The sequence below is a fragment of the Mycobacterium sp. WMMD1722 genome, assembly GCF_049315205.1.
Taxonomy (GTDB): Bacteria; Actinomycetota; Actinomycetes; order Mycobacteriales; family Mycobacteriaceae; genus Mycobacterium.
Genome location: NZ_CP186056.1, coordinates 4,818,924 through 4,831,453 on the forward strand (window position 1 = coordinate 4,818,924; position 12,530 = coordinate 4,831,453).

A 12,530-nucleotide genomic window follows, 5' to 3' on the forward strand; every position below is an offset into this window, starting at 1 on the left:
CGCCGTAGGCCGTGACGACTTTGCACCGAGAAGTTGCACCGAAACTCGAGAGACACGCCGCATCTTGACTGCTCTGAACCGACTGCACGAAGACCGATCGCCGATCCTGCGCCTCCTGGTGGGTGCTCTGCTGCTCTCCCTCGTCATCGCCGGCGGGTTCGCCGTCGCGACGCACAAGACGGTCACCCTGAACGTCGACGGCGCCCCGATGACGGTCAGCACGATGAAGTCGCGGGTGATCGACGTCGTCAAGGAGAACGGCTTCGAGGTCGACGAGCGCGACGACCTGTTCCCCGCCGGGGATACCGAGGTGCATCAGTCCGACACCATCACCCTGCGCCGGAGCCGACCGCTGGAGATCTCGACCGACGGTTCGCACACCGAGCAGGTGTGGACCACCGCGTCCACGGTGGACGAGGCGTTGGCCCAGCTGCAGATGACCGACAAGGCGCCGACCGCCGCCTCGCGCGGGACCCGGGTCCCGCTGGGGGGCATGGCACTGCCGGTGGTCAGCCCCAAGACCGTGCAGATCGACGACGGCGGCGCAGTGCGCACCGTCCGCCTGGCCGCCCCGAACGTTGCAGGACTGCTCGACGCCGCGGGTGCGCCGTTGCAGCAGCGCGACCGCGTGGTGCCTGACGCCGCGTCCCCGGTGGTCGACGGAATGCGCATCGAGGTCACGCGCATCCGCATCGACAAGCGCACCGAACGCCTGCCGCTGCTGCCGGCCAACCGTCGCATCGACGACGTCACGATGAACATGAGCCGTCAGGTCGTCGAAGACCCCGGCGCTCCCGGAACCCAGGACGTCACCTTTGCCGTCGCAATCGTCAACGGCGTGGAAACCGGCCGGTTGCCGGTTGCCAACGTGGTGGTCACCCCGGCGCGCGACGGCGTCGTGCGGGTGGGCGCAAAACCCGGTACCGAGGTGCCTCCGATCACCAACGGCGGGACCTGGGATGCGCTGGCGCAGTGCGAAGCGGGTGGGAACTGGGCCATCAACACCGGCAACGGATATTTCGGTGGCGTCCAATTTGACCAGAACACCTGGGAGCGACAGGGCGGTCTGAGGTATGCTGCGAGGGCGGATCTGGCTACACGAGAAGAGCAGATCGCGATTGCTGAAGTCACGCGGGCGCGGCAAGGTTGGGGTGCCTGGCCCACGTGCAGTGGAAGAGTGGGGGCGTCCTGACGATTCGGCTACTCGGGCGGACCGAGATACGGCGTCTGGCGAAAGACATCGACTTTCGTCCGCGCAAGGCCTTCGGGCAGAACTTCGTGCACGATGCGAACACCGTTCGCCGGATCGTCTCGGCGTCCGGGGTCAACCGGCATGACCATGTGCTGGAGGTCGGACCGGGCCTCGGGTCGCTGACGCTGGCGCTCCTCGACCGCGGGGCGCACGTCACCGCGGTGGAGATCGACCCGGTGCTCGCGCAACAGCTGCCCACCACGGTCGCCGATCATTCGCACAGCGAGATCAACCGCCTCACGGTGCTCAACCAGGACATCCTGACGCTGATGCCGGCGGATCTGGACGAGCAACCCACCGCGCTGGTCGCGAACCTGCCGTACAACGTGGCGGTGCCCGCCCTGCTGCATCTGCTGGCGGAGTTCCCGACGATCCGCTCGGTGATGGTCATGGTGCAGGCCGAGGTGGCCGAGCGGCTGGCCGCCGAGCCCGGCGGCAAGGAATACGGCGTTCCCAGCGCCAAGGTGCGCTTCTACGGCAGCGTGCGCCGCTACGGCATGGTTTCGCCGACCGTGTTCTGGCCGATCCCGCGGGTGTACTCCGGGCTGGTCCGGCTCGATCGCTACGAGACGACGCCGTGGCCGACGGATGCGGACTTCCGAGCCAAGGTCTTCGACCTCATCGACATCGCGTTCGCGCAGCGCCGCAAGACCTCGCGCAACGCGTTCGCCGAATGGGCGGGGTCGGGCAACGAGTCGGCCAGGCGCCTGCTGGCGGCGAGCATCGATCCGGCCCGCCGGGGCGAGACGCTGAGCATCGCGGACTTCGTGCGCCTGCTGCAGCGCTCCGACGATTCCGAAGAGCACGTCCGGGTCCGCTGACACCAACGGGTTCGGCTTCCGGCGGCGCGCCGTAGAGCCGGCGGATTTGCGGTCTGCCGCACCGGGGTTAGCCTCGTGGGCGTGCGTGACGGCAATACCGCCTCCGAGTGGGTTCCCACCGGTTCGGTGACGGTGCGGGTGCCGGGCAAGGTGAATCTGTTCCTCGGCGTGGGTGAGCTGCGCGAGGACGGCTATCACGATCTGACCACCGTGTTCCATGCCGTGTCACTGCTCGACGAGATCACCGTCACCAACGCCGACGTGATGTCCCTGCAGCTGACCGGCGAAGGTGTCGAATCGCTTCCCGCCGATCATCGCAACCTCGCCTGGCAGGCCGCCGAGCTGATGGCCGACCACGTCGGACGCACCCCGGACGTCGCGATCTCCATCGAGAAGACGATTCCGGTGGCGGGCGGGATGGCCGGCGGCAGCGCGGATGCCGCGGGGGTTCTGGTGGCGATGAACCACCTGTGGGAACTCGGGGTGCCACGCCGCGATCTGCATGCGATGGCGGCCGAGCTGGGCAGCGACGTCCCCTTCGCCCTGCACGGCGGCACCGCGCTGGGCACCGGTCGCGGTGAGGAGCTGGCGACCGTCCTAGCCCGCAGCACGTTCCACTGGGTGCTGGCGTTCGCCCGTGAGGGTTTGTCGACACCGAAGGTCTTCGCCGAACTCGACCGGCTGCGCGCCGGGGCTGACCCCACCCGGGGCCGACCGCCCGAGGTGGGCGCACCCGAGCCGATGCTGGCCGCGCTGGCCTCCGGCGATCCGCGGGCACTGGCACCGCTTCTGGGCAATGATCTGCAGGCGGCGGCGCTGAGCCTCTACCCGGATCTGCGCCGGACGCTGCGCGCCGGGCTGGATGCCGGAGCGCTGGCGGCCGTGGTTTCGGGATCGGGCCCCACGTGTGCGTTCCTCTGCCGCTCGTCGCCGGCGGCGATCGACATCGGCGCCCAACTCGCGGGGGCCGGTGTGTGCCGCACCGTCCGGGTGGCCAGCGGGCCGGTGCAGGGCGCCCGGGTGGTGCCGGCACCGTCCACGTCGATCTGAGGATCACCGAATGTGACCCAGGACTCAATTACCGCCAAAGTTTGTCACCTACTTAAGAGTTTTCTTAAGATGAGCGACGGTGAATGTCAGCGGTCAGTCATGTGGCGCCCGGTGGGACATGCGTCCGCTTCCCGCGGGCGTCCCCGTCGCGCGGGGACGCGGCTTTCGCGTCGTCCGGCCTGCCGCCTCGGTATCCCCATCACCGATTCGAAACCGAACTGCTCCCCAATCGTATGAGCGCGCCTACTGGGCGGCGTCGACCGAGCGGCGGAGCATGAGAAACCGGGCACTGGCGCCGGTATTCAGGAGGTCCTCGTGAGCAGGTTCACCGAGAAGATGTACCGCAACGCGCGCACGGTCAAGACCGGCATGGTGACCGGTGAACCGTATGAGCCCGTCCGGCACACCTGGGGTGAGGTGCACGAGCGGGCCCGCCGGATCGCCGGCGGGCTGGCCGCCGCGGGAATCGGACTGGGCGATGCCGTGGGTGTGCTCGAGGGCCTGCCCGTCGAGATCGCGCCGACCGCACAGGGACTGTGGATGCGGGGCGCCAGCCTGACGATGTTGCACCAGCCCACCCCCCGCACCGACCTCGTGACGTGGGCCGAGGACACCCTGAACGTGATCGGGATGATCGAAGCCAAGGCGGTCGTCGTCGGCGAACCGTTCACCGCCGCCATCCCGGTGCTACAGGAGAAGGGCATCACGGTGCTGACCGTGGACGAGATGCTCACCGCCGACCCGATCGATCCGGTGGAGGTCGGCGAGGACGATCTGGCGCTCATGCAGCTGACGAGTGGATCGACCGGGTCTCCGAAGGCCGTGCAGATCACCCACCGCAACATCTACTCCAATGCCGAGGCGATGTTCATCGGCGCCGAATACGACGTCGACAAGGACGTCATGGTCAGCTGGTTGCCCTGCTTCCACGACATGGGCATGGTCGGGTTCCTGACCATCCCCATGTACTTCGGTGCCGAGCTGGTCAAGGTCACGCCGCTGGACTTCCTGCGCGACACCCTGCTGTGGGCCAAGCTGATCGACAAGTACAAGGGCACCATGACCGCGGCGCCCAACTTCGCCTACGCGTTGCTGGCCAAGCGGCTGCGCCGTAACGCCACCCCGGGTGATTTCGACCTGTCCACCCTGCGGTTCGCCCTGTCGGGCGCCGAACCGGTCGAACCTGCCGATGTCGAGGACCTGCTGGACGCCGGTAAGCCGTTCGGTCTGGATCCGCACGCCATCCTGCCGGCCTACGGCATGGCCGAGACGACGCTGGCCGTGTCGTTCTCCCCGTGCGGTGCCGGCCTCGTCGTCGACGAGGTCGACGCCGACCTGCTGGCCGCGCTGCGCCGGGCCGTGCCCGCCACCAAGGGCCACACCAAGCGCCTCGCCCAGCTCGGCCCGCTGCTGACCGATCTGGAGGCTCGCGTCATCGACGACCAGGGCAGCGTGATGCCGGCCCGCGGCGTCGGCGTGATCGAGCTGCGCGGCGAGTGTGTGACGCCGGGATACATGACGATGGGTGGCTTCGTCCCCGCGCAGGACGAGCACGGCTGGTACGACACCGGCGACCTCGGCTACACCACCGAGGACGGCCACGTGGTGGTGTGCGGCCGCGTCAAGGACGTCATCATCATGGCCGGACGCAACATCTACCCGACCGACATCGAGCGGGCCGCTCAGCGCGTCGAGGGCGTGCGGCCCGGGTGCGCGGTGGCGGTGCGTCTGGATGCCGGCCATTCCCGCGAGACGTTCGCCGTCGCCGTCGAGTCCAACAACTGGCAGGATCCCGCCGAGGTGCGGCGCATCGAGCACCAGGTGGCCCACGAGGTGGTCTCCGAGGTCGACGTCCGGCCGCGCAACGTCGTCGTGCTCGGACCCGGCAGCATCCCGAAGACCTCGTCGGGCAAGCTGCGCCGCGCGAATTCGGTCTCGCTGGTCACCTAGCCCCCTGTCCCTTTTCCGCGAGCGCGCGTGTCTGCGCGCGACACACCGCGAAGTGGTGGCAGTTTGCGCACGTTCGCCGGGAAAGTCATTTGCGACCGGCGATACGTTGGTGGCATGACACCGGCCATCGAAGCGATCGATCTGGTGAAGCGCTTCGGTGAGCACACCGCCGTCGGCGGGGTCAGCTTCTCGGTGCCGCAGGGGACGGTCCTCGGGCTGCTCGGGCCCAACGGCGCGGGTAAGACCACCACGGTGCGGATGATGACCACGCTGAGCGTTCCCACCAGCGGAACCGCCCGGGTTGCGGGGTTCGACGTGCTGCGTGAGCCCGATCAGGTGCGCAGGCATATGGGGCTCACCGGCCAGGTCGCCACGGTCGACGAACTGCTCACCGGTCGCGAGAACATCCGCATGATCGGCGGTCTGTACGGCATCCGGCGCAAGGCGCTCGACCGGCTGGGCGCCGAGCTGCTCGGCCGGTTCTCCCTCGAGGACGCCGCCGACCGGGTGGTCAAGTCGTACTCCGGCGGCATGCGGCGCCGGCTCGATCTGGCGGTCAGCCTGCTGGCCTCGCCTCCGGTGCTCTTCCTCGACGAGCCCACCACCGGGCTGGACCCGCGTAGCCGCAGCGAGCTGTGGGAGGTGCTGCGCGATCTGGTGAAACAGGGCACGACGCTGCTACTCACCACGCAGTACCTCGAGGAGGCCGATCAGCTGGCCGACAACATCGTGGTGATCGACAAGGGTCGCATCATCGCCGAGGGCGCGCCACTGGAGCTCAAACGGCAGGCGGGCAATGCCAGCCTGGTGGTGACGGTCGCGCACGCCGACGATCTGCCCACCGCGCAGGGGCTGCTCGCCCGCACCGGCGCGGAGGTATTCGTCGACGCCGGTGCGCGGCAGGTGACCGCAGCCGCAGAGGGCTTGTCCGACATGATCCGGGTGGCCGGCTGGTTGCGGGAGAGCGGCATCGACGTCGACGACATCGGCCTGTCCCGGCCCAGCCTGGACGATGTGTTCCTCTCCCTGACCGGGCACCGTACCGAGGACGAGGAGGCGAGCGCATGACCGCGATCGCGGACCGGGCCGGCGATCGCGTCCACCGCGATCTGACACATCGCACGAATCTGGCGCAGCAGTCGTGGATCATGGTCAAGCGCAACATGATCCACACCAAACGCATGCCGGAGATGCTGAGCGACGTCACCGCGCAGCCCATCATGTTCGTCCTGCTGTTCGCGTTCGTGTTCGGCGCCTCGATCACCAACACCGGTGGCGCGTCCTACCGGGAATTCCTGCTTCCCGGCATCCAGGCGCAGACCATCGTGTTCTCGGCCTTCGTCGTGGCGGCGGGCATCACCGCCGATGTGGAGAAGGGAATCATCGATCGCTTCCGGTCGCTGCCCATCTCGCGGTCGTCGGTGCTGATCGGCCGCAGCATCGCCAGCCTCATCCACTCGTCGCTGGGGGTGGTGGTGATGGCGCTGACCGGGCTGGCGATCGGTTGGCGGATCCGCGGCAGCGTCGCCGAAGCGGTGCTGGCGTTCGCGCTGATCCTGGTGTTCGGCTTCGGGATGATCTGGTTCGGCATCCTGGTGGGCTCGCTGATGCGCACCGTCGAGGCGGTGAACGGGACGATGTTCACGGTGCTGTTCCCGGTGACGTTCCTGGCGAACACGTTCGTGCCGACCGAGCCGATGCCGCACTGGCTGCGGGTGATCGCCGAGTGGAATCCGGTGTCCTCACTGGCGCAGGCGATGCGCGAACTGTGGGGCAACGGCGGTCCGGCGCCGGCCGGTGCGCAACTGCCGCTGCATCATCCGGTGCTGGCGACGATTCTGTGGTCACTGGCGCTGACGGCAATTTTCGGGCCGTTCGCGCTGCGGGCCTACGCCCGGCGCACCGGAGGCTGAGTCTTCATCGGCGACTGAGACGTGGGCGCAGCCGGGGAGTCGTGGGCTGCGCGCTCATCCCGCCGGTTGAGGCATCCGATTCCGTACAGGATGCTCGCCGGAGCGGCCAGCAGGGCGATGGTCTGGATCATGGGCAGCATATCGGTCATCACCGTTCACTCGGCGGCGCGGCCGGCGGCGAACGACGCCGGACGAGGAGACATGGCGTCGTAGACCTGCCACCAGATCCATTCGTGTTGCGCAGGGGTGATCGTGCCTGCTGCGGCCGCTTCGTCGGCGTGACACAACGGCAGGGCCAAGCGTTTGATGCGGTCGCGGGCGCCGATCGCCGACTCCTCGGGGACGCCGGCGAGGAGCACGGCAGACCACACCCGTACGGCGTGCCGGTGACCGCCCGCGCCGTAGGCGCTCACGACTCGGCCGGCCAGCGCCACCGCGGTCGCGACCCCGAGGGCCTGCGGAACACCCAGCGCGGTGTGCGCGGCGATCGCCGTCACCGCCCACAGCGCCGATCCCCACACCGGCCACCCGCGGTAGACACGCAGCCAGCGCCGCTCCGACGCACCGATTCCCGGCGGATAGACGACCAGGCGGTATCGGGTGAACCCGGCGCGATCAGTGCGGATGTCCAAACCGCCCCACTCGCAGGAGCCATCGAGCAACCTCATGGATCGATGTCTACCGGCGAAGGGGACGCCCGGCCGGCCTCCCTACGCTTTCTTGACGCCCGGACCGCCGATGTTGACGGCTTCCGTGCGGAGTGCTGGGTATCTATGGCTATACTCAGCCTATGAGCCGCATCGCGCCGCGCCTGGAGGACCACCCCACCGTCCGCAAGGTGCGGTCCAGGCCCAGGGTGACAACGGGCGTCATCGACGCCGCATGGCTGCGCGAGCTGTGCCTGGCTGCGGGCGCCGACGACGTCGCGTTCGCCAAGGTCGACGATCCGGCACTGGCCGCCGAGCGGGAACACGCCGAGGCCGCGCTGCCCGGCGCCAAGAGCTTCGTATCGCTGGTGGTCCGGATGAACCGCGACAACGTGCGCTCCACCGCCCGCAGCGTCGCCAACCAGGAGTTCCACCGCAGCGGCGAGATCATCAACGAGGCGGCCCACCGCATCACCCGGGCTCTGGAGGACGCGGGACACCGCGCCCTCAACCCGTCGGCCACCTTCCCGATGGAGATGGACCGCTTCCCCGGCCGCATCTGGGTGGTCGCGCACAAACCGGTCGCGGTGGCCGCGGGGATGGGCGTGATGGGCATCCATCGCAACGTGATCCATCCGCGGTTCGGCAACTTCATCCTGCTCGCCACCGTGCTGGTCGCCGCCGAAGTCAGCGAATATGGTGTGCCGCTGGACTATTCGCCGTGCCTGGAATGCAAGCTGTGCGTGGCGGCCTGCCCGGTGGGCGCCATCGGCAAAGACGGCGAGTTCGACTTCGTCGCCTGCTCGGTGCACAACTACCGCGAATTCATGGGCGGGTTCACCGACTGGGCGCAGACCATCGCCGACAGCGCCGACGCCGCCGACTTCCGCTCGCGCGTCAGCGATTCGGAGAACGCCTCGATGTGGCAGAGCCTGTCGTTCAAGCCCAACTACAAGGCGGCGTACTGCCTGGCGGTGTGCCCGGCGGGCGAAGACGTCATCGAGCCGTATCTCGACGACCGCCGGGAGTTCATGAACCGGGTGCTCAAACCGCTCCAGGACAAACGCGAGACGCTCTACGTGTTGCCCGGTTCGGCCGCCCAGGCGCACGCCGAACGCCGATTTCCGCACAAGCCCGTCAAGATCGTGGACAGCGGAGTCACCCGACCCACCACCTGACCCCGCGCCGGCAAGCGGATCTTCAGCAAATTGTCGCCGGATCTTTGTGTGGACGTCAGGACAACCGGGGTACACCCGAGCCATGAACGCAATCGCCGCCACGGAATTCCTCGCCCGCTCCAGCACCCTGACCAGCGTGGGCTGGATCGGCTACATCATCATCGGAGCACTCGCCGGCTGGATCGCCGGCAAGATCATGCGCGGCGGCGGCTCGGGGCTGCTGATGAACATCGTGGTCGGCATCGTCGGCGCGCTCATCGGCGGCTTCTTGCTCAGCTTCTTCCTCGACACTGCCAGCGGCGGCTGGTGGTTCACGCTGTTCACCGCCATCCTCGGGTCGGTGATCCTGCTCTGGATCCTCGGGATGGTGCAGGGCCGCAAGACCCGCTGAGCCGGCGTGCATGCCTGGGGCCTCAGCCCCAGGCATGCACCGTGTTCTGGGCGGGTTCCAAACCGTGGCTGATCAGCAGTTCGGTCGCATCGGCGGCCTGCTCGCAGATCGTCGGCACCTCGGTGCGTTCGTTCGAGGTGAACGGCTCCAGCACGAACGTCGCCGCGTCCTTGCGGCCGGGCGGCCGTCCCACGCCGATCCGAACGCGCTGGAAGTCCTTGGTGCCCAACGCCGCCGCGACGGATTTGAGACCGTTGTGCCCGGCGACACCACCGCCGAACTTCAGCCGGATCCGGCCGAAGTCGATGTCCAGTTCGTCGTGCAGCACGATGACGTCGGCCGGGGCGACGGAATAGTACTTCGCCAACGGTCCCACGTGGCGCCCGGATTCGTTCATGTACGTGCGTGGCTTGGCCACCACGACCGCGCGTCCGGCCAGCCGGCCGGTCGCGATGTCGGCACCGGACTTCTTGTGCAGGCTGAAGCCCGACCCGAGGCGACCGGCCAACAGGTCGGCGACGACGAAGCCGATGTTGTGCCGGGTCTTGGCGTAGGCGGGCCCGGGGTTGCCCAGGCCCACCACCAGAAGCGGCTCCGCCATGGGGGCTTACTCGGCGGCTTCCTCGCCGGCGGCTTCCTCGCCGGCGCCCTCGGCCTCGGCCTCGGCCTCGGCCACCTCGGCCGACTGCTCCTCGAGCGACGCGCCGCCACCCTCGGCCTCGAGCTCCTCGGCGCTCGGCGCGCTCACGACGTTGACCACCAGCGTCTCCGGATCGGAGACGAGCGTGACGCCGCTCGGCAGCTCCACCTGCGACGCGAGGATCTGGGTGCCCTCCTCGGCGCCTTCGACGGAGACCGTCAAGGACTCCGGGATCGACTGCACGTCGGCCTCGACCTGCAGAACGTTGGCATCCTGGGTGACGAGGGCGCCCGGGCTGGCCTCGCCCTCGACGGTGACGGACACCTCCACGGTCACCTTCTCGCCACGCCGCACGACCAGCAGGTCGGCGTGCTGGATGTTGCGACGGATCGGGTGGATCTCGAGTGACTTGGTGAGCGCGAGCTGCTCTGAGCCCTCGATGTCGAGCGTCAGCACCGCGTTGGTGCCGGCGTTGCGCAGCACCGCGGCGAAGTCGCGGGCGTTGAGTTCGAGGTGGCGGGGGTCGCTGCCGTGGCCGTAGAGGACCGCGGGAACCTTGCCCTCGCGGCGGGCGCGGCGCGACGCGCCTTTACCCGTCTCGGTGCGGACGTCGGCGGTCAGCTTGTTGGGGGCGTTCTTCGCCATGGGATGCTCCTGTCTGCTGGTCAGTTCACAGCACGGCAGGGTCGCAACAGAGTTCGAAGCGTGTTCCCGTCGATAACGGTGGCCGTTGCCACCCTCGCCGTGACGCGTCGTCGAGAGTACCGCAACCCACCCGACCGGCGGAAATCCGCTAGAGCGCGAACTTGGTGTCGGTGAGCTGCTCGGACAGTTCCCACAGTGCCGTCGCCATCCGGGTGTCACGCGCGCGGCGGGTGCGCCAGGCCCGCCCGGTGGGTCCGCGCATCGCGAACTTCGGGCCGACGAAGGTGTCGCCGGGCAGCTCCGCCGCCACCGCGTACAACGTCTGACGGGCACCGAAGTCGGCGTCGGTGGCGAAGAACCGGCCGCCGACGGCCATCACCGCATCCCCGAGCCGCCGCCCCGACTGACCTTGCAGGTTGGTGTGCGAATAGCCGGGGTGCGCGGCCAGCGCGCGGAGCGGCGAACCGGCCCGGGACAGCCGGGTCTGGAGCTCGCTGGTGAACAGCAGGTTGGCCAGCTTCGACTGACCGTACGCCGCCCAGGCCGAGTAGGGGCGGGCCTTCCAGTTCAGGTCGTCGAGACTGATTCGGCCGAAGATGTGCATGAACGATGACACCGTCACCACCCGGTCGGTGATCTTCGGGAGCAGGAAGTTGGTCAGCGCGAAGTGGCCGAGGTGGTTGGTGCCGATCTGGCTTTCGAAGCCGTCGGCGGTGCGCGCATAGGGCGTGGCCATGATGCCGGCGTTGTTCACCAGGACGTCGACGGTGTCGGTGCCGGCCGCGAAATCCCGGATCGAGCCGAGGTCCTGCAAGTCGAGTCGGCGCACCGTCACATTGCCGGTCATGGTGGCCGCCGCTCGGTCACCCTTGTCGGTGTTGCGAACGGCTAGGACGACCTCGGCGCCGACCCGGGCGAGTTCGCGGGCGGTGACCAGCCCGAGGCCGCTGTTGGCGCCGGTGATGATCACCGAGCGACCGGCGAAGGAGGGCAGGTCGGCGGCGGTCCAGTCAGACATGGCTGTCACTGTAGTGCGGGGTGTTCGTCAGTCCTTGGGGGCGACGGTGAAGCCGGAGATGATGGTCTCGATGTCCTTGCCGTTCTTCTCCGCCTGGTCGGCGAAGTCGGTGACGGTGAACTGGACGAGGTAGCGCTGGTTGGCCGGTGGCGCTCCGGTGGCGATGACCATCCGACTGTAGGTCTGCATCCGGGCGCCGTTGAGGTCGTAGCTGCCCTCGATCATCGATGACGGGAAGCCGCGCCAGTCCTTGTCGGAGGCGTTGAGCTCCTTGAAGTTCTCCGACAGCCGGGCGTCGTCGTCGCCGTGGCGGACCGCTTCGGCCGGATCGAAGTCACCGTTGAGTTCGAACACGATCAGCATGGCGATCGGATAGGTGTCGCCCTTGGCGATGACCCGGGTGCCCGGTTCGAAGTTGTTGTTGGTGTAGGGCGCCCAGCCCGGCGGCGTGGGGACCGTGACCGTCAGGTCGGTCAGTTTGTCCGGTGCGACGGGACGGCCGACGACACCGGCGTCCTCGAGATATTTCGCGACCGGCACGGGTTCTTCGGTGCCGGTCGTGGTCGGCGGACTCGAGGTGGTGGTACTCCACACCGACTGGTAGTCCGGCGTCTGCGCTCCGCAGCCGGTCAGGCCGAGGACGGACACGAACGCGAACAGGGCCGCGGTGCGGCGCGGGGTCACAGGATCTCGCGCACCGTGTCGATCGGGCGGGCCAGCCGGGTCCCCTTCGCGGTGACCACGAACGGCCGCTCGATGAGAATCGGATGTTCGGCGAGCGCGTCAAGCAGTTCGTCATCGGAGGCATCGGCCAGACCGAGTTCGCCATAGAGGGATTCGCGCTTCCGGACCGCGGTGCGCACGTCGATACCGGCGTTGCGGATCATCGCCGCCAGTTCGTCCCGCGACGGCGGCGTCTTCAGATACTGAACGACCTCTGGCTCGATACCGTTGTCCCGCAACAACTCCAGCGTCTTACGCGAGGTCGAGCAGCGAGGGTTGTGGTAGATGGTGGCGCCGCTCAA

At 68.4% G+C, this 12,530-nt stretch carries 15 protein-coding genes; 8 read left to right on the forward strand and 7 right to left on the reverse strand.

What is annotated here, in order from left to right; translation table 11 throughout:
• Positions 1-64: 64 nt before the first annotated feature.
• The 6 genes from ACN27E_RS23290 to ACN27E_RS23315 all read left to right on the forward strand — a co-directional run bounded on the left by ACN27E_RS23290 (position 65) and on the right by ACN27E_RS23315 (position 6,986).
• Entirely contained in the window at positions 65-1,192 is a 1,128-nt protein-coding gene (locus tag ACN27E_RS23290; protein WP_422745089.1) for a transglycosylase family protein, read from the forward strand.
• Positions 1,189-2,073, forward strand: a complete 885-nt coding sequence (gene rsmA, locus ACN27E_RS23295) for a 16S rRNA (adenine(1518)-N(6)/adenine(1519)-N(6))-dimethyltransferase RsmA (RefSeq protein WP_422750075.1) — start codon at positions 1,189-1,191, stop codon at positions 2,071-2,073. The genes ACN27E_RS23290 and rsmA overlap by 4 nt, the downstream gene beginning before the upstream one ends.
• A 75-nt stretch (positions 2,074-2,148) precedes the next feature.
• The gene (locus ACN27E_RS23300) at positions 2,149-3,123 is read left to right on the forward strand and encodes a 4-(cytidine 5'-diphospho)-2-C-methyl-D-erythritol kinase (RefSeq protein ID WP_422745091.1); all 975 of its coding nucleotides are present in this window, start codon (positions 2,149-2,151) and stop codon (positions 3,121-3,123) included.
• 315 nt (positions 3,124-3,438) lie between these two features.
• Positions 3,439-5,073 (forward strand): fatty acyl-AMP ligase, encoded by a 1,635-nt coding sequence (locus ACN27E_RS23305; protein WP_422745093.1) that lies wholly within the window; start codon positions 3,439-3,441, stop codon positions 5,071-5,073.
• A 114-nt stretch (positions 5,074-5,187) separates the two neighbouring features.
• Complete coding sequence (locus ACN27E_RS23310) at positions 5,188-6,141, forward strand: ATP-binding cassette domain-containing protein (RefSeq protein WP_422745094.1); 954 nt, start codon at positions 5,188-5,190, stop codon at positions 6,139-6,141.
• Positions 6,138-6,986 (forward strand): ABC transporter permease, encoded by an 849-nt coding sequence (locus ACN27E_RS23315; RefSeq protein WP_422745096.1) that lies wholly within the window; start codon positions 6,138-6,140, stop codon positions 6,984-6,986. The genes ACN27E_RS23310 and ACN27E_RS23315 overlap by 4 nt, the downstream gene beginning before the upstream one ends.
• On the opposite strand, the gene ACN27E_RS23320 is transcribed toward ACN27E_RS23315, so the two are convergent.
• Positions 6,962-7,135 (reverse strand): hypothetical protein, encoded by a 174-nt coding sequence (locus ACN27E_RS23320; RefSeq protein ID WP_422745098.1) that lies wholly within the window; start codon positions 7,133-7,135, stop codon positions 6,962-6,964. The genes ACN27E_RS23315 and ACN27E_RS23320 overlap by 25 nt on opposite strands.
• A gap of 6 nt (positions 7,136-7,141) precedes the next feature.
• Positions 7,142-7,654: a DUF6611 family protein gene (locus ACN27E_RS23325; protein WP_422745099.1), complete on the reverse strand. Its 513-nt coding sequence runs from the start codon at positions 7,652-7,654 to the stop codon at positions 7,142-7,144.
• A gap of 122 nt (positions 7,655-7,776) precedes the next feature.
• Here ACN27E_RS23325 and ACN27E_RS23330 point away from each other — a divergent pair, with 122 nt between their 5' ends.
• Together ACN27E_RS23330 and ACN27E_RS23335 are read left to right on the forward strand one after the other, a co-directional pair.
• Positions 7,777-8,811, forward strand: a complete 1,035-nt coding sequence (locus ACN27E_RS23330; RefSeq protein WP_422745100.1) for a 4Fe-4S binding protein — start codon at positions 7,777-7,779, stop codon at positions 8,809-8,811.
• An 82-nt stretch (positions 8,812-8,893) separates the two neighbouring features.
• Positions 8,894-9,202 carry a GlsB/YeaQ/YmgE family stress response membrane protein gene (locus ACN27E_RS23335; protein ID WP_422745102.1) on the forward strand — a complete coding sequence of 103 codons (309 nt, stop codon included), beginning with the start codon at positions 8,894-8,896 and terminating at the stop codon, positions 9,200-9,202.
• Positions 9,203-9,224: 22 nt separating this feature from the next.
• On the opposite strand, the gene pth is transcribed toward ACN27E_RS23335, so the two are convergent.
• The 5 genes from pth to arsC all read right to left on the reverse strand — a co-directional run bounded on the left by pth (position 9,225) and on the right by arsC (position 12,530).
• Entirely contained in the window at positions 9,225-9,803 is a 579-nt protein-coding gene (gene pth, locus ACN27E_RS23340; protein ID WP_422745104.1) for an aminoacyl-tRNA hydrolase, read from the reverse strand.
• A gap of 6 nt (positions 9,804-9,809) precedes the next feature.
• Positions 9,810-10,487, reverse strand: coding sequence for a 50S ribosomal protein L25/general stress protein Ctc (locus tag ACN27E_RS23345; protein WP_422745105.1), 678 nt, complete (start codon positions 10,485-10,487; stop codon positions 9,810-9,812).
• Between the two features lie 148 nt (positions 10,488-10,635).
• The gene (locus ACN27E_RS23350) at positions 10,636-11,505 is read right to left on the reverse strand and encodes an oxidoreductase (protein ID WP_422745107.1); all 870 of its coding nucleotides are present in this window, start codon (positions 11,503-11,505) and stop codon (positions 10,636-10,638) included.
• A gap of 27 nt (positions 11,506-11,532) precedes the next feature.
• A complete protein-coding gene (locus tag ACN27E_RS23355) occupies positions 11,533-12,189 on the reverse strand; it encodes an LpqN/LpqT family lipoprotein (RefSeq protein ID WP_422745109.1) in 657 nt (218 codons plus the stop codon).
• The gene (arsC, locus tag ACN27E_RS23360) at positions 12,186-12,530 is read right to left on the reverse strand and encodes an arsenate reductase (glutaredoxin) (protein WP_422745111.1); all 345 of its coding nucleotides are present in this window, start codon (positions 12,528-12,530) and stop codon (positions 12,186-12,188) included. The genes ACN27E_RS23355 and arsC overlap by 4 nt, the downstream gene beginning before the upstream one ends.